The 25,246-nt window shown below is 66.6% G+C and carries 23 protein-coding genes and 1 tRNA gene; 14 read left to right on the top strand and 10 right to left on the bottom strand.

All coding sequences use genetic code 11. The features are described 5' to 3' along the window. Nucleotides 1-32: 32 nt before the first annotated feature. Nucleotides 33-1,679, top strand: coding sequence for an acetolactate synthase (locus tag ACFWBU_RS01240; RefSeq protein WP_378527217.1), 1,647 nt, complete (start codon nucleotides 33-35; stop codon nucleotides 1,677-1,679). A 111-nt stretch (nucleotides 1,680-1,790) separates the two neighbouring features. Here ACFWBU_RS01240 and ACFWBU_RS01235 read toward each other — a convergent pair whose 3' ends face one another. Both ACFWBU_RS01235 and ACFWBU_RS01230 read right to left on the bottom strand, forming a co-directional pair. Then, complete coding sequence (locus tag ACFWBU_RS01235) at nucleotides 1,791-3,908, bottom strand: catalase (RefSeq protein ID WP_378527215.1); 2,118 nt, start codon at nucleotides 3,906-3,908, stop codon at nucleotides 1,791-1,793. Between the two features lie 82 nt (nucleotides 3,909-3,990). Further along, on the bottom strand, nucleotides 3,991-4,719 hold the full coding sequence (locus ACFWBU_RS01230; protein ID WP_296550675.1) for a Clp protease N-terminal domain-containing protein: 729 nt from the start codon (nucleotides 4,717-4,719) through the stop codon (nucleotides 3,991-3,993). Nucleotides 4,720-4,836: 117 nt separating this feature from the next. On the opposite strand from ACFWBU_RS01230, the gene ACFWBU_RS01225 reads away from it, so the two are divergent. Further along, nucleotides 4,837-5,697, top strand: a complete 861-nt coding sequence (locus tag ACFWBU_RS01225) for a TIGR03620 family F420-dependent LLM class oxidoreductase (protein ID WP_378527248.1) — start codon at nucleotides 4,837-4,839, stop codon at nucleotides 5,695-5,697. An 18-nt stretch (nucleotides 5,698-5,715) separates the two neighbouring features. On the opposite strand, the gene ACFWBU_RS01220 is transcribed toward ACFWBU_RS01225, so the two are convergent. Then, a complete protein-coding gene (locus ACFWBU_RS01220; protein WP_240955037.1) occupies nucleotides 5,716-6,390 on the bottom strand; it encodes a phosphatase PAP2 family protein in 675 nt (224 codons plus the stop codon). Nucleotides 6,391-6,465: 75 nt separating this feature from the next. Then, nucleotides 6,466-8,043: an MFS transporter gene (locus tag ACFWBU_RS01215; protein WP_346765349.1), complete on the bottom strand. Its 1,578-nt coding sequence runs from the start codon at nucleotides 8,041-8,043 to the stop codon at nucleotides 6,466-6,468. Between the two features lie 211 nt (nucleotides 8,044-8,254). On the opposite strand from ACFWBU_RS01215, the gene ACFWBU_RS01210 reads away from it, so the two are divergent. The 3 genes from ACFWBU_RS01210 (at nucleotide 8,255) to ACFWBU_RS01200 (ending at nucleotide 9,940) form a co-directional block, all read left to right on the top strand. Further along, a complete protein-coding gene (locus tag ACFWBU_RS01210; RefSeq protein WP_169620865.1) occupies nucleotides 8,255-8,527 on the top strand; it encodes a GlsB/YeaQ/YmgE family stress response membrane protein in 273 nt (90 codons plus the stop codon). 162 nt (nucleotides 8,528-8,689) lie between these two features. Further along, entirely contained in the window at nucleotides 8,690-9,115 is a 426-nt protein-coding gene (locus ACFWBU_RS01205; protein ID WP_169620866.1) for a hypothetical protein, read from the top strand. A 183-nt stretch (nucleotides 9,116-9,298) separates the two neighbouring features. Beyond that, the gene (locus ACFWBU_RS01200) at nucleotides 9,299-9,940 is read left to right on the top strand and encodes a LysE family translocator (protein ID WP_378527247.1); all 642 of its coding nucleotides are present in this window, start codon (nucleotides 9,299-9,301) and stop codon (nucleotides 9,938-9,940) included. A gap of 25 nt (nucleotides 9,941-9,965) precedes the next feature. Here ACFWBU_RS01200 and ACFWBU_RS01195 read toward each other — a convergent pair whose 3' ends face one another. Next, on the bottom strand, nucleotides 9,966-10,157 hold the full coding sequence (locus ACFWBU_RS01195; RefSeq protein ID WP_378527214.1) for a hypothetical protein: 192 nt from the start codon (nucleotides 10,155-10,157) through the stop codon (nucleotides 9,966-9,968). A 164-nt stretch (nucleotides 10,158-10,321) separates the two neighbouring features. Here ACFWBU_RS01195 and ACFWBU_RS01190 point away from each other — a divergent pair, with 164 nt between their 5' ends. After that, nucleotides 10,322-10,951, top strand: a complete 630-nt coding sequence (locus ACFWBU_RS01190) for a DUF2510 domain-containing protein (RefSeq protein ID WP_378527213.1) — start codon at nucleotides 10,322-10,324, stop codon at nucleotides 10,949-10,951. A gap of 93 nt (nucleotides 10,952-11,044) precedes the next feature. Here ACFWBU_RS01190 and ACFWBU_RS01185 read toward each other — a convergent pair whose 3' ends face one another. Then, complete coding sequence (locus ACFWBU_RS01185; protein ID WP_378527212.1) at nucleotides 11,045-12,013, bottom strand: alpha/beta hydrolase; 969 nt, start codon at nucleotides 12,011-12,013, stop codon at nucleotides 11,045-11,047. A gap of 37 nt (nucleotides 12,014-12,050) precedes the next feature. Continuing rightward, a complete protein-coding gene (locus ACFWBU_RS01180; RefSeq protein ID WP_378527211.1) occupies nucleotides 12,051-12,368 on the bottom strand; it encodes a putative quinol monooxygenase in 318 nt (105 codons plus the stop codon). Nucleotides 12,369-12,551: 183 nt separating this feature from the next. On the opposite strand from ACFWBU_RS01180, the gene ACFWBU_RS01175 reads away from it, so the two are divergent. Continuing rightward, nucleotides 12,552-13,430 (top strand): AraC family transcriptional regulator N-terminal domain-containing protein, encoded by an 879-nt coding sequence (locus ACFWBU_RS01175; RefSeq protein WP_378527210.1) that lies wholly within the window; start codon nucleotides 12,552-12,554, stop codon nucleotides 13,428-13,430. Nucleotides 13,431-13,573: 143 nt separating this feature from the next. On the opposite strand, the gene ACFWBU_RS01170 is transcribed toward ACFWBU_RS01175, so the two are convergent. Continuing rightward, nucleotides 13,574-13,659, bottom strand: a tRNA-Leu gene (locus tag ACFWBU_RS01170). A 202-nt stretch (nucleotides 13,660-13,861) separates the two neighbouring features. Here ACFWBU_RS01170 and ACFWBU_RS01165 point away from each other — a divergent pair. The 7 genes from ACFWBU_RS01165 to pknB all read left to right on the top strand — a co-directional run bounded on the left by ACFWBU_RS01165 (nucleotide 13,862) and on the right by pknB (nucleotide 23,718). Beyond that, on the top strand, nucleotides 13,862-15,220 hold the full coding sequence (locus tag ACFWBU_RS01165; protein ID WP_169652293.1) for a DUF3662 and FHA domain-containing protein: 1,359 nt from the start codon (nucleotides 13,862-13,864) through the stop codon (nucleotides 15,218-15,220). 155 nt (nucleotides 15,221-15,375) lie between these two features. Beyond that, complete coding sequence (locus tag ACFWBU_RS01160; RefSeq protein WP_169620870.1) at nucleotides 15,376-15,837, top strand: FHA domain-containing protein; 462 nt, start codon at nucleotides 15,376-15,378, stop codon at nucleotides 15,835-15,837. After that, the gene (locus ACFWBU_RS01155) at nucleotides 15,834-17,327 is read left to right on the top strand and encodes a PP2C family protein-serine/threonine phosphatase (RefSeq protein WP_378527209.1); all 1,494 of its coding nucleotides are present in this window, start codon (nucleotides 15,834-15,836) and stop codon (nucleotides 17,325-17,327) included. The genes ACFWBU_RS01160 and ACFWBU_RS01155 overlap by 4 nt, the downstream gene beginning before the upstream one ends. Beyond that, the gene (locus tag ACFWBU_RS01150; protein WP_169652295.1) at nucleotides 17,327-18,772 is read left to right on the top strand and encodes an FtsW/RodA/SpoVE family cell cycle protein; all 1,446 of its coding nucleotides are present in this window, start codon (nucleotides 17,327-17,329) and stop codon (nucleotides 18,770-18,772) included. Before ACFWBU_RS01155 ends, ACFWBU_RS01150 begins: the two co-directional genes overlap by 1 nt. Beyond that, nucleotides 18,769-20,250 carry a penicillin-binding protein 2 gene (locus tag ACFWBU_RS01145; RefSeq protein ID WP_169652296.1) on the top strand — a complete coding sequence of 494 codons (1,482 nt, stop codon included), beginning with the start codon at nucleotides 18,769-18,771 and terminating at the stop codon, nucleotides 20,248-20,250. Before ACFWBU_RS01150 ends, ACFWBU_RS01145 begins: the two co-directional genes overlap by 4 nt. 1 nt (nucleotide 20,251) lies before the next feature. Next, a complete protein-coding gene (locus ACFWBU_RS01140; protein ID WP_169652297.1) occupies nucleotides 20,252-21,808 on the top strand; it encodes a serine/threonine-protein kinase in 1,557 nt (518 codons plus the stop codon). Further along, nucleotides 21,805-23,718: a Stk1 family PASTA domain-containing Ser/Thr kinase gene (gene pknB, locus ACFWBU_RS01135; protein WP_169620875.1), complete on the top strand. Its 1,914-nt coding sequence runs from the start codon at nucleotides 21,805-21,807 to the stop codon at nucleotides 23,716-23,718. The genes ACFWBU_RS01140 and pknB overlap by 4 nt, the downstream gene beginning before the upstream one ends. A gap of 66 nt (nucleotides 23,719-23,784) precedes the next feature. On the opposite strand, the gene ACFWBU_RS01130 is transcribed toward pknB, so the two are convergent. Together ACFWBU_RS01130 and ACFWBU_RS01125 are read right to left on the bottom strand one after the other, a co-directional pair. After that, nucleotides 23,785-24,447: an aminodeoxychorismate/anthranilate synthase component II gene (locus ACFWBU_RS01130; protein ID WP_169620876.1), complete on the bottom strand. Its 663-nt coding sequence runs from the start codon at nucleotides 24,445-24,447 to the stop codon at nucleotides 23,785-23,787. 20 nt (nucleotides 24,448-24,467) lie between these two features. Then, complete coding sequence (locus ACFWBU_RS01125) at nucleotides 24,468-25,193, bottom strand: DUF881 domain-containing protein (protein WP_169620877.1); 726 nt, start codon at nucleotides 25,191-25,193, stop codon at nucleotides 24,468-24,470. Nucleotides 25,194-25,246 lie beyond the last annotated feature (53 nt).

Raw genomic sequence — 25,246 nt, 5'->3', positions numbered from 1 at the left:
CGGCCCTCCGCCGGGTCGTAGCGTTCGGGCGCATGAGCCCCGAATTGGAAGGGCACGGTGGCGATCACGCCGCCGCTGTGGCCCGCGCACACGGTGTCGAGACGATGTTCACCCTCTCCGGCGCCCACGTCTTCCCCCTGTACGACGCCGCGGTGAAAGGCGAGTCGAGGATGCGTCTCGTCGACGTGCGACACGAGCAGACGGCGGTGTTCGCGGCGGAGGCGACCGGCAAGCTCGAGCGGCATCCGGGCCTTGCGGTACTTACCGCCGGGCCGGGCGTCACGAACGGGATCAGCGCCGTCACGCAGGCCCACTTCGCGGGCTCGCCACTGGTCGTACTGGGCGGCCGCGCCCCCAATGCGCGCTGGGGCACGGGCAGTCTCCAGGAACTGGATCAGCCCCCGTTGTTCCGGTCGGTCACCAAGTTGTCGGAGACGGCCCGCACCGTCGGTGAGGTCGGCCCGACGGTGGATGCGGCGTTCACCGCGGCCGAATCCCCGCATCGCGGACCGGCTTTCGTTGATGTCCCGATGGACGAGTTGTACGGACGAGTGACGGCGCCGCGGCCGCAGGCGCATGTGCGTTCCCGCCTCGAGCCGGATTCGGAGGACCTGGCCGAGATCGCCCGGCTGCTGACCAGCGCGGAACGGCCCCTGCTCGTCCTGGGCACCGATGTGTGGGCGGACGGCGCCGAGAACGCGGCCCTCTGGTTCGTCGACGAACTGGGCATACCGGTGATCACCAACGGCATGGGACGCGGCATCGTCCCCGGCGGTCATCCGCTGCTCGTCAGCAAAGCACGGAGCGCGGCGGTCGGCACGTGCGATCTCGTGCTGGTCGTGGGCACCCCGCTGGATTTCCGGCTCGGGTACGGACGGTTCGGAGGCCGCGACGGCGGGCCGGCCGCCCAGGTCGTGCACATTGCGGACTCCCCCGGCCAGATCTCGGCACATGCCGAACTCGCGGCCTCCGCGGCCGGGGATCTCACGGCGTGCTTCGACGGCATTCTCTCGGCCTTGTCCGCAAGGCCGGATATTCGTGCGTGGGCGGACCGGTTGCGCGCTCTCACGCTCGAGGCGGCCGCTCGCGATACCGCGCTGCTGTCCGCCGACTCGGACCCCATCCATCCGGCCCGCATCTACGGTGAGCTTCTCCCGCGTCTGGCCGACGACGCCGTCGTCATCGGGGACGGCGGTGACTTCGTGTCCTTCGCGGGAAAGTTCGTGGAGCCGCGGAAGCCGGGCCTGTGGCTCGATCCCGGACCGTACGGATGCCTCGGTGCCGGTCTGGGGGCGGCGATCGCGGCGCGGATAGCGCGGCCGTCGAGCCAGGTCGTGTTGCTGCTCGGCGACGGAGCCGCCGGGATGTCGCTGATGGACGTCGACACCCTGGTGCGGCACCGTCTGCCTGTGGTGATCGTGGTGGGGAACAACTCGGCGTGGGGGCTCGAGAAGGGGCCGATGCAGATGTTGTACGGGTATGACGTCGCGGCAGACCTCACCCCCGGCACCCGCTACGACCAGGTAGCGGTCGCGTTGGGTGCCGGGGGTGAGATGGTCGCCGATCCCCGGGCGATCGGCCCGGCCCTGGACAGGGCTTTCTCGTCGGGGGTCCCCTATGTGGTGAACGTTCTCACCGACACGGAGGCGGCCTATCCTCGCGCGACCACGGGCATCTGAAAGGCCCGTAAACAACAACTGGCCGCAGCGATGAACATCAGCTGCGGCCAGAGGTAACGAAAGAATAACGCGGAGCTTTCGAAACCGTAAGTCGCGCTCAGGTGAACTCTGTCACATCGCGGTTCGTTCCCAGACTCGGTGGGTACCGAGCAGCTCCAACACCGCGCTGACGGCGTCTTCCGGACCGGTCGCAGAGACCACGCCCGGTGCCGCGACGCCCTCGAACAACGCCCGGCCGTCGCCCCACGCGGCAACCGCCTTCTGATGCCGGAGCGTCTCGTCGACGAGGAGCCGTGCCCGCGGGTCGGGTGCGGGGGTGGCGAAGAGAACCGCGTCGAACTCGACGGACCGTGCGGTGAGGAACGTTCGGGAGATCGGAACAACGCCGCCGAGCTTCCCGCCGTGCGGTGCGATGACCAGCGGCACACAATCCGCGCCGTCGATCGCCTTCACCGCGGCCTGCACCTGATCGAGGTCGCTGGTGTCGTCCGCGACGACACCGATGATGCGGCCCTGAACCGGCCATGTCTTGCCCACCTGCGACAGCGCCGGGCTCGGGGCAGGATCGACGAGTTCGATCGTGGGTGCGGGCGCCTCGAGACCGAGCCCTGCCGCCACCGTCGCGCACAGATCGGCGTCGATGTTGGCGAGGATCTGGAGCTGACGCTCCTTGATCGTCTGCTCGTAGCACTTGCCGAGTTCGAAGGTGTACGCGTACGCGACGTGTTCCTTCTCGATCTCCGACAGGCTCTTGTAGAACTGGCGGACCTGCGAGTAGTGGTCGTCGAAGCTCCGCGAGAGGGCGCGTTCCTTCTGGGCCGCCGGCAGCTCGACCGGGAAGTCGATGAAGGCCCCTTCGTCGGCACCGGCGAAGAACGGACATCCCCCGTCCAGCGAATTCGGCTTGTACGGCGCGACGCCCTTGTGGACCGCGTGCTGGTGGAACCCGTCGCGCAGCATGTCGTTGACGGGGGCGTGCGGGCGGTTGATCGGAATCTGGCCGAAGTTCGGCCCGCCGAGCCGGGTGAGCTGGGTGTCCAGGTAGGAGAACAGGCGCCCCTGCAACAGCGGGTCGTCGGTGACGTCGATACCGGGCACGAGGTGGCCGGGATGGAACGCGACCTGCTCGGTCTCCGCGAAGAAGTTGGTGGGGTTGGCGTTGAGCTCCATGGTGCCGATGATCTGCACCGGAGCGAGTTCTTCCGGCACGATCTTCGTCGGGTCGAGCAGATCGATGCCCTCGAAGGTCTGTTCCGGATTGTCGGGGAACACCTGCACCCCGAGATCCCATTGCGGGTATGCCCCGGCCTCGATGGCGTCGGCCAGGTCGCGGCGGTGGTAGTCGGGGTCGAAGCCGTTGATCATCTGGGCTTCTTCCCACACCAGGGAGTGCACGCCCAAGCGCGGCTTCCAGTGGAACTTGACGAGAGAAGTCTCGCCCGCCTCGTTGACGAGCCGGAAGGTGTGGACGCCGAAGCCCTCCATCATCCGGTACGAGCGCGGAATACCGCGGTCGGACATGTTCCACATCGTGTGCGCGGTGGCCTCGGTGTGGAGCGAGACGAAGTCCCAGAACGTATCGTGCGCGCTCTGTGCCTGCGGAATCTCCCTGTCGGGGTGCGGCTTTCCGGCGTGGATGATATCCGGGAACTTGATGGCGTCCTGAATGAAGAAAACGGGAATGTTGTTACCGACCAGGTCGAAAGTGCCCTCGTCGGTGTAGAACTTGGTCGCGAATCCACGCGTGTCGCGAACGGTGTCCGCCGAGCCTCTCGAACCGAGAACAGTCGAGAACCGAACGAAGACAGGCGTTTCCGCGCCCTTCTTCAAGAACCCGGCACGGGTCACCGTCGTGGCTGCACCGTTGGCGCGGAACACTCCGTGAGCGGCGGCGCCTCGCGCATGGACTACACGCTCGGGAATGCGTTCGTGGTCGAAATGAGTGATCTTTTCGCGGAAGTGATGGTCCTGCAAAAGAACAGGCCCGCGTGCCCCTGCCTTGAGGGAATGATCGGTATCGGTGAGACGCGCGCCCTGCGCGGTGGTGAGGAATGCGCCGCTCTGGGCGCGGGCACCGTCGATGTCGACCTTGTTGCCCGTCGCGGTCACGCCCGCCGGCTGCTGCTGGTCGGGCTTCGTTCCGGGAGCATCAACCGGTGTCGTGGGTTCTGTGAGCTGTGGCTCGATGGACGCGGGTGCGCCCGGAACCTTAGGGGGTTGCCCTGCCATATCGAAAACTCCGATCGGTAAGTGCGCGATGGTTCTCTTCGAGTACCCGAATGCCCCCGCGACAAACCGATTCGGCGCGCTCTCAATCCTGTGTGGTCTCCTGGGTCTCACCGAGCATCTTCTGTATCTCCCCTTCCGTGCGTGTCTTGCCTATTCCGGCCGCCGACAGCACGCCGGAACCGTTCTCCACTTCGAGCACCGCGAGAAGGATGTGCTCGCTCCCCACGTAGTTGTGCCCGAGGCGCAGCGCCTCCCGGAACGTCAGCTCGAGGATCTTCCGGACCTGCGCGTCGTACGGGATCAGTTCGGGCATCGACTCACTCGACGGAGCAGGCAGGGCGCTTGTGATCGAGGTGCGCAGCGCCTCGAGATCGATCCCCTGGGCAATGAGCGCCTGCGCAGCGAACGAGTCCGTGTCGGTGAGGAGGCCGAGAGCGAGGTGCGCCGGCGCGATCTCGGGGTTGCCCGCGGCCCGGGCTGCGTTCATCGACGCCATGACGACGTTCTTGGCACGTGGCGTGAATCGGGAGAACCCCTGCTCGGGATCCAGGTCGTTCTCTCGCTTCGGAACGAATCGCTTCTGGGCCGCCTGTTTGGACACGCCCATGCTGGCGCCGATCTCGGACCACGACGCTCCCGAGCGTCGCGCCTGATCGACGAAGTGGCCGATGAGGTGATCCGCGATGTCGCCCAGGTGATCTGCGGCGATCACGGCGTCGGAGAGTTGGTCGAGGACGTCGGGATGGACTTGCTTGATTCCTTCGATGAGGTCGTCGAGCCGGATGGGATGGGTCGGTCGTAGGGGTTCCATGCGTCAACGCTAGGTTGACGATCCAGGCTCGTCAACCCTTGGTTGACGGCCGTTCCGGCTCAGGTAGCGGGGCTCAGGCGCCGCCCTCCGGTTATCGTCGAGTGCATGACGCGACGAGTGAGTGTGTGGGGCGGCGGGTTCTGGCTGAGCGGAAAGACCCGGGAGGCTGCGCTCGACGCGGCCCGTGAACTCGACGATCTGGGCTACGAGCGACTGTGGACGTCGGGTGGATTCGGCGAGGGCGTTCCGCCCGTGTACGGCGAAGTCCTGAATGCGACGACGCGCCTCGGCGTCGCGAGCGGCATCGTCAGCATCTGGCATGCGGAACCGGCCGACGTTGCCGCGACCGTCGCGCGCTTCGAGGAGGAACACCCGGGCCGGTTCCTGCTCGGCGTGGGCACCAGCCATGCTCCCGTCGTCGACGCGAAGGCTGCGCACACCTACACCAAGCCGTACAGCCACATGGTCGAGTACCTCGACGCGCTCGACGCCGCCCAGCCGCCGGTTCCCGCCGAGCGCCGTGTCCTCGCGGCCCTCGGCCCGCGCATGCTCGCCCTGTCGGCGGCACGAGCGTCCGGCGCTCATCCGTACTTCGTTCCTGCGGAACACACCGCGCAGGCACGCGAAATCCTCGGAGCCGGTCCGTTGCTCGCCCCGGAGGTCGCCGTCGTGCTCGAGAGCGACGAGGACACCGCTCGTGGCATCGCGCGCGAATACATGCGCGGCTACCTGTCACTGCCGAACTACTCGAACAACCTGCGGCGTCTGGGGTACACCGAGGACGACGTGGCCGGCGGAGGCAGCGACCGGCTGATGGACGCGCTGATTCCGTGGGGCGATCTCGACCGCGTCGTCGCCGGCATCGACAAGCATTACCGCGCGGGCGCCGACGAAGTGGCGATCCAGGTGCTGACGGCCGATCCCAACGCGTTCCCGGCCGCCGACTACCGCGAACTGGCAGCGGCGCTCATCAGCTGAACGCCGTCCCGCGGAGCGTCAGTCCGTGCGCTCGAACCGGTCCGGGAGCCGCAGGTAGAGACGGTCGACGAGGGGCAGCAGCGCAACGGTGATGCCCGTGACGACGAGCACGCCCAGCGCGAAACCCGAGAGCACGTCGTGCACGTAGTGCACGCCGCCGGCAACCCGGGAGAACCCCAGCAGCACCGCCACGGGCGCAACGAACCAGATGATGCGCGGGACGGCCAGAACGCAGGCGGTCGCCAGCGACGCGGCGATCACCGAGTGGTTCGACGGCCACGACCAGTCGCCCACTTCGGGGCACTCGAGGACGGTCGTCACGTCGAATGCCCGGCACGGCCGGGGTTCGGTGATGACGAGTTTGACGAGCTCACTTGTCAGGTACGCCACCACGGCTCCTGCGCCACCGGCCACCATGATCCGGAGCGCGCGGCGGTCGCGCAGCCAGGACCGCACCGCCAGCACGGCAAACGTCGCAACCAGTACCAGCGGCCCCTTCTCCGCAATCACACCCGCCAACGCCGCCAGCGGCGACGCCTCGATGGCGCGGGCGATTGCGGTGTACAACTCCTCGTGCACAGGGACAGCCGCCAGTGCGAGGAAAGCCAGGACTACGGCGGTGAGCATCGCACGCCGGAGCGTCGCCCGGGACAAGCGCGTACGAACGGCGGGTGAAGCCTCGACGAAACTCATGGCACGACGCTATCGCGGCGCCGCACCGAGTCGTAGACCGGCAGGTAGCCGCGATGCACGCGGCCCGGCCGATCGCTACTCGGCCGTTTCCAGGGAGTCCTCCTCCGCGTAGTGCGCGAGAAGTTCTTTTTCGCCGTCGCGCTTCGGGTACACGAAGAACACCAGCAGAGCTCCGAGGACCACGATCACGATCGCTGCGGCGTACGCACGATCGTCACCGTCGAGAAAGGCGGTGCGGGCCGCGGACATGATCTGCTCCGCATATTGCGGGTTGCTCTCCGCGACGTGCACAGCACCCGCAAACGACTTCTCGAGGGCTGCCTGCGTTTGCTCGCTGACGGACTGAGCGTCCGGTGCGCTTGCGATCGTCGCCGCCCACGAAGCCGTGTAGCCGGCAGTCAGGAGTCCACCGAGAGTCGACTGCATGATGGCGCCACCGAGATCCCGCTGCAGATCCGAGGTACCCGATGCCATTCCGGCCCGTGAGACCGGAACCGAACTCGTGAGCGAGTGGGAGGCGGGTGTCCCTGCGAGGCCGATGCCGGCACCGATCAACATGAATACGAGGGCGATCGACCAGTAGCGGGCGTTCTCGTCCCACAGCACCAGCGCCAGGACCAACGCGAGCGCAATCGGCACGTATCCCGACAACAACGTGAACCGGGAACCGTACGCCTCCACGAGTTTCGCGGACTGCGGCGCCACCAGCACCATCACCGCTGCGGCCGGCAAGGCAGCCGATCCCGCCGCCAGTGTCGAATACCCGAGAACGTTCTGTAGATACTGCTGGCTGACGTACATCGATCCCATCAGCGATCCGAACACGATGATGCCCGCCACCGCCGCGACCCAGAAGATTCGGCGACGCGCGACCCGCAGGTCGAACAGCGGGTTCGGCGCCCGAAGCTGGCGGATGACGAACACGGCCCCGGCTGCCAGTGCGATCACGCCCGCGGAGACGGCGGTGGTCTGCATACCGCTCACCGGCGCGAAGGTGATGCCGAGAACGAGCGACCCCACCATTACGACAGACACGACCCCGCCGAGGTGGTCGACCGGAGCGGTGGACTCGTTGACGTGCCTCGGGACGAACACGATTGTCAGGAGGAGGGCAGCCACCGCCAGCGGAATCGTCACCAGGAAGACCGATCCCCAGTAGAACCACTCGAGCAGTGCTCCTGCCACGAGCGGGCCGAGCGACGTGAGACCACCGCCGATGGCGGACCACAATGCGATCGCCCGGGTCCGCGCCGCACCCGACCACAACGCGGTGATCAATGCCAGCGTTGTCGGGAAGGCCAGTCCCGCGGATATGCCACCGAGCACCCGCGCCAGAAACAACACCTCGGTGGTCGGCGCCAGACCGGCGAGTAGCGAGATCGGCACCGACAACGTCATGCCCAGCACCAGCATCGTTTTTCGGCCGTAGCGGTCGCCGACCGCACCGAGATAGAGCACCGACCCCGCCAAACCCAGCGAGTATCCGACCGCGATGAGGTTCAGGTCGGTCTGGCTGCTGTCGAATGCTTTCCCGATATCGGGCAGGGCCACATTGGCGACGGCGAGATTGAGATTCGCGACCGCCGCGACGAGGATGAGCGTTCCCAGCACCAGTGGCGCGCGGGCGGGCTTATCCGTCGTGGATGGGAGCACGAGAAACAGTGTGCGTCCTGCGACTCCGCGGGCACGCGTTGTTCGGCGAAGTGGTCCGTCCACGCCGAACCTGCGCCCGGAAAGTCACCGGGAACGAACAATTTTGTGCACCAACGGTTTGATCGTGACAAAACGGGTATAACCACCTCGGCAAAGAAGCAGTATGGGCTAGTCAATCTCTCTACCGAAGTCTCAAGGAAGGACCCGCGCGATGCTCGGACTCGGAATCCTCGGCTGGATCATCATCGGTGGTTTGGCCGGTTGGATCGGCAGTAAGTTCATGGGCACTGACGCCCAGCAGGGCATTCTCCTCAACGTTGTTGTCGGTGTGATCGGCGGCCTGATCGGCGGCTTCCTCCTGAAGCTGTTCGGTGTCGATGTCGAAGGCGGTGGGCTGATCTTCAGCTTCCTGACCTGCCTCCTCGGCGCTGTGATCCTGCTGTTCCTCGTCAAGGCTGTCACCGGCCGTGGTGTTCGCCGCTAAAGACTGAGGTAGCTCTTCCTGGGCCCGCCGACGACGCCGGCCCTCGAAGACTCTTCAACTCACCGACAAGGAAATGCCGGGCCCACACGGCCCGGCATTTTCGTTGTCTCCGCCACAGCCCGCTTCGTTTCGGGGCCTGCCGGCTCGGGTATTTCATGCCGTATGAGTATCGAAGATGGGCCCGGCGACACCCTCAGCCCGAGCGAGGGTCTCGACGCGGACGAAGTACGCAATGACGACGGCGACGAAGTTGTCGATCCGCCCGAAGGATGGAGCGAAGCCGACAAATTCGGCACCACACAGCGCGAAGAGCAGGAAGGCGAATCGCTCGACCAGCGGCTTGCCGAAGAAGAACCCGACATCGAGCCCGAAACACCGCCGGAAGTGCCGGTCGCGGTGATGCCGGACGACGAACTCACCGAAGACCTCGTGGACGAGGTCATCGATGAAGATCCGGACGAGGACGACGGCACCGTCAAACATGCGGAGGTAGTCGACGGGGTCATCGTCGAGGATTCCCGCGTGGATCGCGGCCAGATCGACGGTAGCCCCGAAGACGGCGAGTCGATCTTCCCCATCGTGGAGTGACAAAGGTGCAGATGCTCCGCGTCCCCGGCGGGCGCGGGGCATGGCCTTGCGGACTCGGCGATGCCTTAACGTTAGGACCGTGACCGACGGTCGGACACCGAGCGGTCGGACACCGAGCGGTCGGATGCAGCCGGACGATCTGGTTTAGTCCGCAGTGACAGCCTTCTCGAGGGGAATCGGATGATCGTCGACGTTGCCGCTGCGGGAGGAGTCGCACTCATCGAGCTCGGCATGGTGCTCACCCCCGGGCCGAACATGGTCTACCTGACGTCCCGCGCGATCGGACAGGGCCGACGCGCCGGCCTGGTGTCGTTGGCGGGCACGGGGGTGGGATTCCTCTGCTATCTGCTGATGGCAGTTGCCGGTCTGTCTGTCGTGTTCGGCGCGGTCCCTGCGGCGTTCACCGTGCTGAAACTGGCCGGCGCTGCGTATCTCGTATACCTGGCCTGGGGAATGATCCGCCCCGGCGGACGCGGCCTGTTCTCCCCTCGCGAACTGGATCCGGTAAGCGATCGCCGGCTCTTCGGGATGGGCCTTCTGACCAACCTGCTCAACCCGAAGATCGCCCTGATGTACGCCGCGCTGCTCCCCCAGTTCGTGTCTCCGGAATCGGGCCCGGTGTGGCTGCAACTCCTCCAACTCGGCGCGGTGCAGATCGTGATCGCAGTCGCTGTCAACGGGATGATCGTGCTCGGAGCGGCGAAGATCGCGGGCTTCCTGTTCGCCCGGCCGCGCGTGATGCTCGCGCAGCGATGGGCTGCCGGGACACTTCTGGCGGGTTTCGCGGTGAAGACTGCGCTCGGCAAAGGACCTGCGCCCGCCTGAGACGTGCGCCCCTTCGTGCCCGAGGCTATGTTCTGCGAGCGAACGCCACCATCGGCCGCTCGACCAGGACGTAACTGAGCACCATGAGTGCCGCGATCGCCCGCAACGGCTCGAGGAGAACATACCGACCGGCGCGCGGGGCCGCCGTCGCTGCTTCGGAACTCGCCTGAGGCTGCGCCACCGCAGTCGGCAACGGTGGAGAACCGGCGATACTCACGAGTTCGAACCCATCGCAGCCTCACTCACATACTGTAGGTTTGACTGTGCCCAATATATCCATCTTTCAGTTTGTTTTTGTTTCCGCGGAGTAGCCCTGCGGATATGCGCCGCTGCTCACTACGTTGAAGAAACCGGATCCATATCGGCCGGAAGGAATCGCTGATGTCCGATACTCCGAATCCAGGCAACACCGGATCACCCGGCCCCGGCTATTACCGCGACCCATCGGGAGTGATGCGCTGGTGGGACGGAGCCCGGTGGACCGACCGCGTACAGAACAGCGGTCCGCCCCCGTCTGCGCCCCAGCCACCACCCCCTCGGCCGCCGGAGAAGTCGCACACGCTGCGCAATGTCCTGCTCACGCTGATCGCGGTGTTCGTACTGGCAATCGGCGGGTGCCTCGCCTTCCTGGCGGTCACGGCAAATGAGGTCAACGAGGCGATCGAATCAGCGGAGGTGGACGACGCTGCTCCGGGCGGTCCGGACAACCCTCTGACGATTGCCGAGGGGCAACCGTTCGAGGTCTCCGGATTTCAATATGCACCAGGGTGGTCCGTCACCCAGGACACACTCGGTGACGTGCAGGTGGAGGGTCTCCGGGTCACGAATTCGCGGGACGAGACGGACAGCGCGATCGTAGAAATCAAGTTCATGAACGGAAACGAAGTGGTGGCCTTGGTCAACTGCACGACGGAGCAGATTCAGGTGGGGCAAACCACGTCCCTGAACTGCTTTGGGGCCGACGACTTTCCGGCGACGTACGACCGGATCACAATCAACGACGCCTTCTGATCCCGAATACCACTCACCGCTAGGGCAATCGATTCTCCACCGATCCGGTCGGAGACGGGCGACCCAACCGGCTGGCAGTCGATCCGCTGCCCGCTACCCAACTTCATGGGAGAAGGCGAGAGTCCGTGCGAGCCACGCGGTGCGCACTCGTCGCGCGGCAGTGGACAGACGCGCGCGGGGGAACAGGGCATCGAAACCGTGGAATCCGCCGGCCCAGACGTGCAGTTCGGCGTGGCCGCCGGCTGCCCAGATCCCGGCGGCGTAATCGACGACCTCGTCGCGGAAAACTTCGGCAGAACCGACGTCGATGTAGGCGGGAGGGAGGCCGGCAAGTTCGCGAGCTCGACTGGGCGAGATGTAGGCGGGGATCTCCTCATCGGAAAGGTCGGCCACGAGGGCGTTCCAAGCGAACTCGTTGGTCTCACGAGTCCAGACCCCGGGTCTGCCCGAGTACTGCCGGCTGGAAGTTGTGGTGTTGCGGTGGTCCAACATCGGGCAACTCAGGACTTGCGCGGCGATCGCGGGCCCACCCAGGTCACGGGCCATCAAGGCGAGACCGGCGGCAAGGCCCCCTCCTGCGCTCGTACCCGCGACCACGATGCGATCGGGATCGATGCCGAGATCGTCGGCGTGCTCGGCAATCCAGTGCAGCCCTCTGTAGCAGTCCTGGACGGGGGTGAGGCCTCCGTACTCGGGTGCGAGCCGATAGTCGACGGTGACCACAACAGCACCCATGGTATCGAGCCATTCCAACGGAATATCCAACTGGGAGAATCGGTCTCCCATGATCATGCCACCGCCGTGCATCCAATAGAGGCAGGGCGCCGCAGGTGCACGGTCTACAGGTATCAGGACGGTCATCGGGATCCCGCTGCCATTATCAGCAGGGACGGTGACCTCGCGTCTCTCTACCTCACGGCCCACGAGCACGGCCTCGAGCGGCGGAGTCGGCATCGCGCGGAGTTGGACCAGGATTTCGGGCGTGATCCGTGGGAGGAGCGGGAAATCGAGGAGTAGCGCATCGAGTTCGGGATCGAGCGCCGGGTAGGTCACAGGTGACATGTCGTTCCTCTGCTGGTTGTGTGACGGGATGGGCCGATCACAAGTCGGCCTTTCCGCCTATCGGTGTGTAATCGGTGCGGGGGTTCTCGCCGGTGACGAGGTCTTGGATCCTGGCGACGATTGCCTGCGCCGCCTCGTCCGCGAACAGACGGTGATGATCTGCCTCACTAGTCCAGCCTTCTGTGACATGGATGAGATCGGGGCGAGACGCGGAGCGACACACCAGATAAACCAGGCAGTGCTCACTGGAAGCGGGGTTGCCGTCGTCCATGCCTGTCAGCAGGACATCGACCAACCGATCCGCCATCCCCGGTTTCGCAGTCAAAAGGGCATTGAATCCGTATCCGACGGTCATGTCTTCTCCTCGGTTTCGAGTGCGATACTCCCGATCGGCGCCGGGTCGGTGGCCGATCAATCTCGGGCGATGCCTCTATTTGACGCGGTGAAGTGCAAGAACAGTAGACAGATACTCCCGCTTGCTTGCCTGATCCTCTATGGGTAAGGACTATCGGTTCGGAGCCGTGGTGAAATCGTGCACGTGAGGTTCGACGAACTGCGCGCCCTGCTCGACAGGCATGCGCAACCAACCGGAACGACCGCAATCGAAGGCCTGCACATCGCGAAGGTCGAACACTCCGGGCCGCCTTCGGTCGAGATGTCGGGCACCGTCCTCGCGGTTCTGGCACAGGGAGCCAAGCGCCTTGCAGTTGGCGATCAAGTGCACGAGTACCAGCCGGGTGACTATCTCGTCACTTCCATCGACCTGCCGGTGACCGGCACATTCGTCGGTGCAACTCCTGAGGCGCCCGCGCTCGGTTTTGCGCTCGTTCTGGATCCCTCAGCCATTGCCGATCTACTGCTGGATGTCCGCCCCGGCGATTTATCCCGCGTGCACCACAAGGTGACACCCGCCGTCGCGGTGGGCACTCTGACAAGCGAACTACTCGACGCCGCAATCCGTTTGATCCGATTGCTCGACCACCCTGGTGACCGCGCGGCGCTGGCGCCGCTGATCAAGCGCGAAATCCTATGGCGCCTGGTCACCGGGCAACACGGCACTGCGGTTCGCCAGCTCGGTCTGGCCGAGAGTGGCCTGCACCATATCGCGGGCGCAGTTCGCTGGATTCGCGATCATTACGACGAGCCCTTCCGCGTCGCAGACCTGGCACGGATGTCGGGGATGAGCCCGTCGGCGTTCTACCGCAACTTCCACATCGCCACCGCGCAGAGTCCGATTCGGTTCCAGAAACTCATTCGCCTTCAACGGGCCCGTCTTCTGCTGCTCTCGGACGGCCGTGACATCACCGCCGTTGCCCACCGCGTGGGCTACGACAGCCCCTCCCAGTTCAGCCGGGAGTATCGGCGCATGTATGGCATCTCCCCTAGCGCCACCCCACCGACCGCACAGATCCCGTGACGCTTTCGCCGGCCTGGCCTGCGGCGTACCACACCGAACACCGTCGTATTCGTGGCTCAAGAGCTTCCCCGGACAACGAAAAACGAGGCCCCGATCTCGTTCGAGTTCGTGACCTCGTTCGTTGCAGTTCGTGGAACTGCTCCTGGTGGGCGAAGGGGGACTTGAACCCCCACGTCCCGAAGGACACTGGCACCTGAAGCCAGCGCGTCTGCCATTCCGCCACTCGCCCGAGCAACGCAGAAAACAGTAACACAGCTCCTAATCAAACAACGATTCGCCTGGTCAGGGCGAAAACGGAGCCTCACGGGACCCCGGCGCACTACCGATCGGAACACGCAGGGGGTGCCACCCGGTCCAAACGTGGAAAAAGTGGATACCATGCAGTTGCACGATCTGCATCACGACACGCGGAGACCTGAAAGGGGGTCGCAATGGGCATCGCCCAACGATTCGAACGCAAGCTTCAGTCCGCTATCGGCGACGCTTTCGCCCGCGTGTTCGGCGGCGGCGTGGTTCCTCAGGAAGTCGAAGCTGCGCTGCAGCAAGAGGCGACCGACGGCGTCCAGCAGCTCGATCGAGGCCATACCCTGGCCCCGAACAAATACGTGATCACCATCAGCGAATCCGATCATGAGGCCCTCGCTGCCGACCGGGACTTGACTGTCAAGGCCTTCGCGCGTCACCTTGATGACTTCATCCGTGAACAGGGATGGCAGACGTACGGTGACATCCAGGTCGTCTTCGAGTCGTCGTCGGCACTGCACACAGGGCAGTTCCGGACTCGCGGCTCGGTTGATCCAGATGTGGGGCGCTCAGCGGCGCGCGCCCCGGCTCCGCGGAACCCGCAGATCCGCCCAACAGTGACACCCGAACCAGGAGTTGGCCCCATGACGCAGAACCCCGGCTACGAACCGAGCCGTGACCCCGCCGAGGCGGAACCGCAGTACGCACGCAACGGTCACGCGCACGTCGGCCAGGATCAGCGTTACGCACAGGGCTACAACAACGGCGCGGGCTACGCAGGTAGCCAGGCCTACAGCGACCCGCAGCAGGGCGGTTACGACAACCAGCCCCAGGGTGGCTACGGCGACCCCGCCCAGGGCGGATACGACCAGCAGGCCTACAGCGATCAGAACTACGATCCGCAGGGATACCAGCAAGGCTATTCCCAGCAAGGCGGCTACGACCAGCCTGCCGGTTACGACCAGCAGGGCGGTTACGACCAGCAGGCCTACGGCGCGCAGCCCCAGGCATACAGCCAGGACTACGGCCGCGACGGCGCTCAGCAGTACGGGCAGCCCGGCTACGACGATCGTTACCAGGCTCCGCAGCCGCAGGGCGGCGGATACGACCAGGGCTACGCCGACCAGGGTTACCAGGCTCAGCCGTACGGCCAGCAGGGCTACGCCGAGCCGGCATACGACCAGGGCTACGCGGCAGCAGAGCCGGCGTACGACCAGGGTTACGCGGGAGGTGGCTACCAGTCCCCCGCCGCCGGTCGTGTGCTGACGGCCACCCTGCAGCTCGAAGACGGCAGCGGCCGGTACTACCAGCTCCGTGAGGGCAGCAACATCATCGGTCGCGGGCAGGACGCACAGTTCCGTCTCCCCGACACGGGTGTCTCGCGTCGTCACATCGACATCCGCTGGGACGGCCAGGTCGCGATGCTTTCCGATCTCGGATCCACGAACGGCACCACCGTCAACGGCGCGTCCATCCAGGACTGGCAGCTGGCCGACGGCGATATCGTCCGGGCGGGCCACTCGGAAATCCTTGTGCGCATTCTCTGAGCTGCGGATATCCAGGGCCTACGGGGTCCGTCGACACCGTCCGACGCGTGTACTGCGCGTCGGACGCTGTATCGAGTCGGCCGTGTCCGTATTGTGAGTGACCGCAGCGCACCGGACGGCATATGCCGGTCGACCGAGCCGAAGGAGGATGAGCCGTGCAGGGGTTGATTCTGCAACTGACCCGGGCGGGTTTCCTCCTCCTGTTGTGGTTGTTCGTGTGGTCCGTGCTGCGCAGTCTGCGGTCGGACATCTATGCGGGGACTGCTCGACCGTTGCCTCGGTATTCGCCGAAGCAGTCGATGCTCCCGTCGCTGGGCCGCAACAAGACCGCCAAATATCTCGTGGTGACCCACGGTGCGCTCGCAGGCACCCGGATCACCCTGGGCACCCAGCCCGTCCTCATCGGCCGCGCCGACGACTCGACGCTGGTGCTGACCGACGACTACGCCTCGACCCGGCACGCCCGGTTGTCGCCGCGGGGATCCGACTGGTACGTCGAAGACCTCGGGTCGACCAACGGCACGTATCTGGATCGTGCGAAAGTCACCACCGCTGTCCGCGTCCCTCTCGGTACGCCTGTCCGAGTGGGTAAAACCGTGATCGAGCTCCGCCCGTGACCCTTGTATTGCGTTATGCCGCCCGCAGCGACCGCGGCCTCGTCCGATCGAACAACGAGGATTCCGTCTACGCCGGCGCACGTCTGCTCGCGCTTGCCGACGGTATGGGCGGGCATGCGGCCGGTGAGGTCGCCTCCCAGCTGATGATCGCCGCGCTCGCGCATCTCGACGACGACGAGCCCGGTGGTGACCTCCTCGGAAAGCTCGATTCCGCGGTCCGTGAAGGCAACGCCTCTATCGCCGATCAGGTGGACGAGGAACCCGAACTCGACGGGATGGGCACCACCCTCACGGCCATCCTGTTCGCCGGAAGCAAGCTCGGACTCGCGCACATCGGCGACTCCCGCGCTTATCTGCTGCGCGACGACCAGCTCACCCAGATCACCCGTGACGACACGTTCGTGCAGTCGCTGGTGGACGAGGGTCGTATCACTGCCGAGCAGGCCCACACCCATCCCCAGCGTTCGCTCATCATGCGCGCCCTGACCGGCGCCGAGGTCGAGCCGACGCTGACCGTCCGCGAAGCGCGGGCCGGCGACCGCTACCTGATCTGCTCGGACGGCCTGTCGGATGTCGTGAGCGACGAGACGATCGCCAACACGATGCGCGAGGGCACCCACGACGAGTGCGCCGACCGGCTCATCGAACTGGCGTTGCGCAGCGGTGGCCCCGACAACGTCACCGTGGTCGTCGCCGACGTGATCGACCTCGACTACGGGCAGAGCAAGCCGATTGTCGCCGGCGCCGCGTCGGGCGACAACGACGAGGACACTCCCCCTCCGAACACCGCTGCCGGACGCGCCGCCGCGATGCGCCCGCCGCGCGCCGCTCCGAAGCGTGTGATCGTCCAGGCGCCCGAGACGCCCCCGAAGAAGCGCAGCCGGCTGTGGTGGCCCGTCGTCATCCTCGCGCTGGTCGCGCTCCTCGCCGTCGGCTTGGTCGTCGGCCGCCAACTCGTCCGCAACAACTATTACGTGGGCGACAACAGCGGAGCGGTGACCGTCCTGCGCGGCCTGCCCGGAAACGTGTTCGGGTATTCGCTGCAGGAAGCCGCCCTCGTCGGATGCCTCACCGACGACGGCACGCTGACCCTCACCGCACCCGGTGATGCGCGGTGCCGGGTCATGCTCGTCGACGATCTGTGGCCTGCCGCGCGTGAACAGGTTCGCGCGGGCTTGCCGTCGGGCTCGCTCGAGGACACGAGCGCTCAGATGGAACGTCTCGCCGAGATGGATCTGCTGCCCGTGTGCTCCGTCGAGGAAACACCCCCGACCGAACCCACTCCGGCACCGCCGGCGACTCCGGCACCCGGAACGGACGGCACTGCCGCACCCGGCGTTCCTCCCGCCGAAGCTTCTGCGCCGGCACCACCGGCACCCGGGGTCGACGGTCAGCCGCTCCCCGCGCCCGAGACGACCGCGCCCGAGGTACCGGCGGCACCTCCTGCGCCGCCCCAGATACCCGGCCAGAACTGCAGGGTGGGCGCCTGATGTCGGTGACCCATGGCGCGGGGGCCTTCCCAAGTCCCCCGGGTGGCTTCGCTCCGGCACCGGTTCAGTCGACAGGTCGTAATACCGAACTTCTCCTGATCCTGGGTGCCATCGGCATCACCACGGTGTCGCTGATACTCGTCGAGGCGAGCCTCGAGCAGACGATCACCCCGGATCTCCTGAAGTACGGCGTGACGTACGCGGCGCTGTTCCTCGTCGCGCATCTCGCCGTGCGCCGGTTCGCCAAGTACGCCGATCCGTTCCTGCTGCCGATCGTGGCGTTGCTCAACGGACTGGGCCTGGTGCTCATCCACCGGCTCGACCTCGCCGACCAGGAGAACGCCCGCTACATGGGGGTGGAAGCGCCGTCACCCGATGCCACCCAGCAGGTGCTGTGGACCGCGCTCGGAATCGTGCTGTTCATCGCGGTCCTCGTGTTCCTGCACGACTACCGTCTGCTCGCGCGGTACAGCTACACCCTCGGCCTGATCGGACTGGTCGCGCTCGCGATTCCGGCGCTGCTGCCGTCCCGGTTCTCCGAGGTCAACGGCGCGAAGATCTGGATCAAGCTGCCCGGATTCAGCATTCAGCCGGGTGAGTTCGCCAAGATCCTGCTGATCATCTTCTTCGCGTCGGTGCTCGTCGCGAAACGCGATCTGTTCACCACCGCCGGCAAGCATTTCCTCGGCATGGACTTCCCCCGGGCTCGTGATCTCGGCCCGATCCTCGCGGCCTGGGTTCTCTCCATCGGTGTGATGGTGTTCGAGAAGGACCTCGGTACGTCGCTGCTGCTGTTCACCACCGTTCTCGTGATGCTGTACATCGCGACCGAACGCGTCGGCTGGCTGGTGATCGGCTTCTCGCTGCTCGCGGTCGGGTTCTATTTCGCGTACCAGATGTTCGGCCACGTCCGGGTGCGTGTCGAGACGTGGCTCGACCCGTTCGCCGATTACAACAACACCGGCTACCAGATCTCCCAGTCGCTGTTCGGTCTCGCGACCGGCGGTGTCGCGGGTACCGGTCTCGGAAGCGGACGGCCGATCCAGGTGCCGTTCGCGAAAACCGACTTCATCGTCGCCACCATCGGTGAGGAACTCGGGCTCATCGGGCTCGCCGCCATCCTGCTGCTGTTCCTGATTCTGGTCATCCGGGGCCTTCGCACCGCCCTGGCGATCCGTGACAGCTTCGGCAAGCTCCTCGCCGCCGGCCTGTCGTTCACCCTGGCGGTCCAGCTCTTCGTGGTGGTCGGAGGCGTGACGAAGTTGATCCCCCTGACGGGCCTGACCACACCGTTCGTGTCGTACGGCGGTTCGTCTCTGCTCGCCAACTATCTACTCCTGGCACTGCTGATGAAGATCTCCCATGCTGCCCGCGAGCCTGTGGTTCCGCGGAAGAAGGCCACGCCGATCGCGGACGCGCCGACGGAAATGTTGGGGCGCGAATGAACGGTCCGCTTCGTAAGGTTGCGATGGCGGTGATGTTCATGGTCGTCGCTCTTCTCGCCAACGCCACGTATGTGCAGGTCATCGAGGCCGATGACCTGCGCACCGATCCGCGCAACTCCCGCGTGCTGATCGACGAGTACTCCCGTCAGCGCGGTCAGATCGCCGCAGCCGGGCAGGCGCTTGCCGTCTCGATCCCGACCGACAGCCGCTACAAGTACCTGCGTGAATATCCGGCGCCGCCGAATCAGCCCATGAGCCCGCTCGCCTACGCGCCCGTCACCGGCTTCTACTCGATGCAGTACGGCAGCACCGGACTCGAGCGCTCCGAGGATGCGCTGCTCAACGGGTCCGACAACCTGCTGTTCGGCCAGCGACTGTTCGATCTGGTCTCCGGACGCAATCCCCGTGGCGGCAACGTCGTCACGACGATCGACCCCGTCATGCAGCAGGTCGCCTACGACGAACTGACGAGCAGGGGCTACACCGGTTCGGTCGTCGCGATCGAACCCAGCACGGGCCGGATCCTGACCATGGTGAGCACGCCCAGTTACAACCCCAACCGTCTCTCCGGACACGACGGGGCAGCGACGTCGGCGGCGTGGGACGAACTCAACGCCGATCCCGACAAGCCGATGCTCAACCGTGCGATCTCGCAGACCTATCCGCCGGGGTCGACCTTCAAGGTCGTCGTCACGGCCGCGGCCCTCGAGTCCGGCGTCACCCCGGACACCCAGCTCACCGCTGCCCCGAACATCACCCTGCCCGACACGGCGACCACCCTCGAGAACTACGGTGGTGCCGCGTGCGGTGGCGCACCTACGGTGACGCTGCGTGAGGCGTTCGCGCGGTCGTGCAATACCGCCTTCGTCGAAATGGGCATCGCCACCGGGCGGGAAGCCCTCGTCGACCAGGCCGAAGCGCTGGGAATCGACGAAAACATGGAAGTGCCACTGCCGGTCGCGCCCAGCACCATCGGGCCCATCCCGGACGGGGCCGCTCTGGGCCAGACGAGCATCGGGCAGCGCGACGTGGCGCTCACCCCGCTCGAGAACGCGTCGATCGCCGCGACCATCGCCAACGGTGGTGTCCGGATGGAGCCGTATCTCGTCGAGCGTCTGCAGGGCCCCGATCTCGCGGTGCTCGAGGAGACCACACCGGAGTCGCTCGGCCAGGCCATTGCGCCGGAGGTCGCCGCGACCCTCACCGACCTGATGGTGGGTGCCGAGGACTTCGCCGGAGGCCAGGGCATCCCCGGTGTGAAGATCGCGTCGAAGACCGGGACCGCGGAGCACGGCAGCGATCCTCGCAACACCCCGCCGCACACGTGGTACATCGCGTTTGCGCCGGCGCAGCAACCCACTATCGCCATCGCGGTGATCGTGGAGGACGGTGGCGACCGTGCACTCGCCGCGACCGGCGGCTCAGTGGCCGCGCCCATCGGACGAGCCGTGATCTCGGCCGGGTTACAGGGAGGCTGACATGGCTTTGAGCAACGGCGCCATGATCGCCGACAGATATCGACTCCAGCGCCTCATCGCGACCGGCGGCATGGGACAGGTGTGGGAGGGACTCGACACCCGGCTCGACCGGCGCGTCGCGGTCAAGGTGCTCAAGGCCGAACTCTCGGGCGACGAGGACTTCCTCGCGCGCTTCCGGTTCGAGGCGCGCACCACCGCACAGCTGAACCACCCGGGCATCGCCGGGGTGTTCGACTACGGCGAGACCACCGACACCGAAGGCCAGTCCATCGCCTACCTGGTGATGGAACTGGTCCACGGCGAACCGCTCAACGCGGTGCTTTCGCGGGTGGGCCGGCTTTCGCTTCCTCACGCCCTGGACATGCTCGAGCAGACCGGGCGTGCGCTGCAGGCCGCGCACAATGCCGGTGTCGTGCACCGCGACGTCAAGCCCGGGAACATCCTCATCACGCCCACGGGGCAGGTGAAGATCACGGACTTCGGCATCGCGAAGGCCGTCGACGCGTCTCCGGTCACCCGCACCGGCATGGTGATGGGAACCGCCCAGTACATCGCCCCGGAGCAGGCTCTCGGGCAGGAGGCGACCTCCGCGAGTGACGTGTACTCGCTGGGCATCGTCGGCTACGAGGTGCTGTCGGGTCGCCGCCCGTTCCTCGGCGACAGCGTGGTGACGGTCGCGATGAAGCACGTCCAGGAGACACCGGCTCCGCTGCCGAACGATCTCCCGGCCGAGGTGCGCGAACTCATCAGCATTGCGATCTCGAAGGACCCGCTCCAGCGCTATTCCAACGGCGGCGAGTTCGCGAACGCGGTGGCCGCGGTGCGCTCGGGCCGGGCTGCGCCTCCGCCCGGCAACGTGCCGCCGGTGACCAGCGCGAATCGCGTCCTGCCGCCCGGGGTTCCGGGCACCTCGGCGCCGACTGCCGCCACGCGCGCGCTCGATCCGAATCAGTACTACTCCCCGACCGCCTACACCCAGCCGCAGACCGGTGCACTGCCCCCGACAGCGGGACAGCCGCCCGTCTCGGGACCGCCGACGACGGGTGGGCCGGCCGGCGACGGTGACGGCGGCAAACGCGGGCCGAGCCCGACTGCGTTGGCGTGGGCCGCGGGTGCGGCGATCCTGCTCGCCCTGGTGACGCTGGGGATCGTCTTGTTCGGCGGGGACGACGAGGGAACGCGAACACCCGGACCGTCGCCGACGACCCAGATCACGACGACCCGTCCCTCGACGACCACGACGACGCGGCCCCCTCGGACCACCACGATCACCGAGGAAACCGTGCCTGCCCCGGCCCCGGTCGAGACACCGACTTTCGACGCACCCACCACGACCGTCCCGCCGACCACCACGGTGCCGCCGACGACGGATGCTCCCACCACGACCGTCCCCACAACCACGAACGCGACAACCACACCCACCACGACCACGGTGACGGCGCCGGACGCCGGCGAGACCGACGGTGAGGCGGACGGAGACGCAGACGGCGGGGACCCAGATCCCGAAGCCAGCAACGGTACGAACAACGCACCGCCGGACACCCAAGGAACGTCATGACCACACCGCGCAAGCTCTCCTCTCGGTACGAGCTGGGTGAGATCCTCGGCTTCGGCGGCATGTCCGAGGTACACCTCGCGCGGGACACACGGCTCGGCCGGGACGTGGCGATCAAGGTTCTGCGTGCGGATCTCGCGCGCGATCCCACGTTCTATCTGCGTTTCCGTCGCGAAGCACAGAACGCCGCGGCGCTCAATCATCCCGCGATTGTCGCGGTCTACGACACCGGCGAGGCCGAGACCGATGCCGGGCCGCTGCCCTACATCGTCATGGAGTACGTCGAGGGCGACACCCTGCGCGACATCGTTCGCCGCGACGGCCCGATGGCACCCAAGCGCGCGATGGAGGTCATCGCCGACGTCTGCGCAGCGCTGGACTTCAGCCACCGCAACATGATCGTGCACCGGGACGTAAAGCCCGCGAACGTCATGATCAACAAGGCCGGGGCCGTGAAGGTCATGGACTTCGGCATCGCCCGTGCGTTGTCGGACGCCGCCAGCCCCATGACGCAGACCGCCGCCGTGATCGGTACGGCCCAGTACCTGTCGCCCGAGCAGGCGCGCGGCGAGCAGGTCGACGCGCGGTCGGACGTGTATTCCGTCGGCTGCGTGCTGTTCGAAATCCTCACCGGCGAACCGCCGTTCAAGGGCGACTCTCCCGTGGCGGTCGCATACCAGCACGTCCGGGAGGATCCGCCGCTGCCGTCGTCGGTGAATCCGTCGATTCCGCACGAGCTCGACTCGGTGATCCTGAAGGCGATGGCGAAGAATCCCGCCAACCGCTACCAGTCCGCAGCCGAGATGCGCAGCGACCTGATCCGGGTACTCAACGGTCAGCGACCCAGCGCTCCGATGGTGATGACCGACGAGGACCGCACCACCCTGCTCGACTCCGCGGATACGAATCCGGGACGGCACGCGCGAGTGGCGCCGGCCGCCCCGGCGGGTGCTGCGGGGAGCAGTGATTCCGGTGGAGGCGGCGGGTCGGTCACCAAGCGCGTGCTCCTCGGTCTCGTCGCGCTGGTGGTCGTGGGCATCGTGGGTGTGTTCCTGTGGTCGCTCGGTCCCGGTTCGACCGCCGCACAGGTGGCGGTCCCCGATGTCCGGAACCTGACCTCGGATGTGGCGGAGAACCAGCTGCAGGACGCCGGTTTCCGGGTGTCGATCCAGCAGAAGAACGATCCGGTGGTGGCACGTGGCAACGTCATCAACACCCGGCCCGTCTCGGGTACGCAGGTCGAAGAGGGATCGACCGTGACACTCGAGGTGTCGAGCGGGCCGGAGCAGGTGCAGATCCCCCGCCTCACCGGAATGTCGCAGCAGCGGGCCGCGCAGGAGCTCGCCGCCGTGGGTCTGCGTCTCGGCTCGGACGTGCAGCGAGCGCCGTCGGACGCCGACGATGTGGATCTCGTGGTCGGACAGAGCCCGGCCGCGGGCGCGAGCATCGAGCGTGACGGCGAAGTCACCATCACGCTGGGAAGCGGACCGGAACAGGTTCGGGTGCCCAACGTGGTCGGTCAGGCCACCGCCGTGGCCACCGGCAACATCGAAGGTGCCGGCTTCGAGGTCGTCGTCGAGCAGGTCGACTCGAGCGAGCCGGACGGCACTGTGGTGTCGACGAGCCCCGCGGGCGGCGCGTCCGCAGCACAAGGGTCGACGGTGACGATCAAGGTCTCCAACGGTGACCGCGTCGAGATGCCGGTGGTCACCAACCGCTCGGTGTCGGAGGCGCTGTCGGCGCTGCGGAGCGCCGGGTGGACCGGCTCCGCGTCGGATCTCGTGCAGACTCGTGAAGCCACGCTGTCCCCGGACCTGGTGGGCACCGTGATCACCCAGGCGCAACCTCCGGGCTCGGAGATTTCCAAGACCCAGACGATCACGATCGGTGTCGGAGTTCTCGGTATCCGCTGATCGCTCCCGCGTGACGACGAAGGTCCCGGACATCATGTCCGGGACCTTCGTCGTAGTGCGTGCGGGTCAGGCAGCGCCACCGTCGAGCGCGCGTGCCATTTCGGCCTCCAGCTGCGCGACGAGAGTCTCCTCCGGCGCCTCGCCGCACATCCCGAGCCAGTTCGCGAGCATCCGGTGACCACCTTGGGTGAGCACGGACTCGGGGTGGAACTGCACGCCGTGGATCGGCAACTCGGAGTGGCGCAACGCCATGATGACGCCGCTCTCGGTGTGACCGGTCGCCTCGAGCTCGGCGGGCATGGTTTCGGGAAGGACGGTCAGCGAGTGGTAGCGCGTGGCGGTGAAGGGACTGGGCAGGCCCGCGAGAACACCGGTGTCGTTGTGCCGCACGACGCTGGTCTTGCCGTGCAGCAGTTCAGGGGCCCGGTCGACCGTCGCGCCGAAGGCGACCCCGATCGACTGGTGTCCCAGACATACGCCGAGCAGCGGAGTGCTCGTGTCGGCGCACGCCTTGACGAGGTCGATGCTCACGCCCGCACGCTCGGGGGTGCCCGGTCCCGGGCTCAGCAGCACACCGTCGAAGTCCTGGGCGACACGGGCCAGGGCGCCGGGCGCGGTGAGCCGGTCGTCGTCGTTGCGCCACACGTCGGCCGTCGTGCCGAGCTGCCCGAGATACTGGACCAGATTGAAGACGAAGCTGTCGTAGTTGTCGACGACCAGGATGCGCATGCCACGAGAGTACCCACAGGTCAGCGGGCGGGCGCGCCCCCGGTATAGGCGGGAACGGACTTGTCGTCACCCGCGGTCTGCGTGTAGCCCAGCCCGTAGCGGGTCGCGTACTGCTTGTACAGCCGGATACCCGGTTCGGCCCCGAGGGCAGCCTCGAGACGCGACCGGTCGCCGAGGGCGGTGATGACGTAGGGCGGGGAATACGTGCGGCCGTGGAGCAGCAGAGTGTTGCCGATACAGCGCGGCGCCGACGTCGCGACGATCCGCTGGTCCTGCATCGAGATGGCCTCGGCGCCGCCGGCCCACATCGCATTGAGCACGCTCTGGACGTCCTGCTGGTGCACCACGAGGTCGTCCGGCGACGCACCGGACGGATACTTACCGTCGGCGTCGCGCGACGCATCGGTCAGGGTCACCGTGATCCCCGGTCCGCGCAGAGCCGTCTGCCCCGCCGGATCCGCGACGGCGGAAAGTTCGTCGAGCACGGACGCGACGTCGCCGTCGGTCGCGGCGACGCGGGCCTGCACCTGCGCGACCTGCTGGGCGAGGTCGTCACGGGTGGTCGCGAGGTCGTCGGTTCCGGATTGTGCGGCCCGGACCAGATCGGACAGGCGCGGCGAGTCACCGACGCGGAGTTCGTTGCCGTCGGAGACGCCGCGGGTGGTACCGATCAACAGACCGCCCACGAGGCACACGGCCAGGGTCGCGGAACCCCAGGCCACTCGACGCGGCCGCCACTCGGACACCTCACCCCTCCGTTCCGGCCTTACGTTAGCGTGAACAGGACAGCGTTAGCGTA

Origin of the sequence: Rhodococcus sp. NPDC060084, assembly GCF_042730335.1 — a bacterium.
In the GTDB taxonomy this organism is placed as follows: domain Bacteria; phylum Actinomycetota; class Actinomycetes; order Mycobacteriales; family Mycobacteriaceae; genus Rhodococcus.
The sequence above is the reverse complement of the archived record's forward strand: the minus strand, read 5'-3'. Positions and strand labels throughout refer to the sequence as shown.

What these genes read in the sequence shown, in the direction of transcription:
- ACFWBU_RS01240 (WP_378527217.1), top strand. Translation starts at nt 33, where the DNA reads ATGAGCCCCGAATTGGAAGGGCACGGTGGCGATCACGCCGCCGCTGTG.
- ACFWBU_RS01235 (WP_378527215.1), bottom strand. Translation starts at nt 3,908, where the DNA reads ATGGCAGGGCAACCCCCTAAGGTTCCGGGCGCACCCGCGTCCATCGAG.
- ACFWBU_RS01230 (WP_296550675.1), bottom strand. Translation starts at nt 4,719, where the DNA reads ATGGAACCCCTACGACCGACCCATCCCATCCGGCTCGACGACCTCATC.
- ACFWBU_RS01220 (WP_240955037.1), bottom strand. Translation starts at nt 6,390, where the DNA reads ATGAGTTTCGTCGAGGCTTCACCCGCCGTTCGTACGCGCTTGTCCCGG.
- ACFWBU_RS01210 (WP_169620865.1), top strand. Translation starts at nt 8,255, where the DNA reads ATGCTCGGACTCGGAATCCTCGGCTGGATCATCATCGGTGGTTTGGCC.
- ACFWBU_RS01205 (WP_169620866.1), top strand. Translation starts at nt 8,690, where the DNA reads ATGAGTATCGAAGATGGGCCCGGCGACACCCTCAGCCCGAGCGAGGGT.
- ACFWBU_RS01190 (WP_378527213.1), top strand. Translation starts at nt 10,322, where the DNA reads ATGTCCGATACTCCGAATCCAGGCAACACCGGATCACCCGGCCCCGGC.
- ACFWBU_RS01185 (WP_378527212.1), bottom strand. Translation starts at nt 12,013, where the DNA reads ATGTCACCTGTGACCTACCCGGCGCTCGATCCCGAACTCGATGCGCTA.
- ACFWBU_RS01180 (WP_378527211.1), bottom strand. Translation starts at nt 12,368, where the DNA reads ATGACCGTCGGATACGGATTCAATGCCCTTTTGACTGCGAAACCGGGG.
- ACFWBU_RS01165 (WP_169652293.1), top strand. Translation starts at nt 13,862, where the DNA reads ATGGGCATCGCCCAACGATTCGAACGCAAGCTTCAGTCCGCTATCGGC.
- ACFWBU_RS01150 (WP_169652295.1), top strand. Translation starts at nt 17,327, where the DNA reads ATGTCGGTGACCCATGGCGCGGGGGCCTTCCCAAGTCCCCCGGGTGGC.
- ACFWBU_RS01145 (WP_169652296.1), top strand. Translation starts at nt 18,769, where the DNA reads ATGAACGGTCCGCTTCGTAAGGTTGCGATGGCGGTGATGTTCATGGTC.
- ACFWBU_RS01140 (WP_169652297.1), top strand. Translation starts at nt 20,252, where the DNA reads ATGGCTTTGAGCAACGGCGCCATGATCGCCGACAGATATCGACTCCAG.
- pknB (WP_169620875.1), top strand. Translation starts at nt 21,805, where the DNA reads ATGACCACACCGCGCAAGCTCTCCTCTCGGTACGAGCTGGGTGAGATC.
- ACFWBU_RS01130 (WP_169620876.1), bottom strand. Translation starts at nt 24,447, where the DNA reads ATGCGCATCCTGGTCGTCGACAACTACGACAGCTTCGTCTTCAATCTG.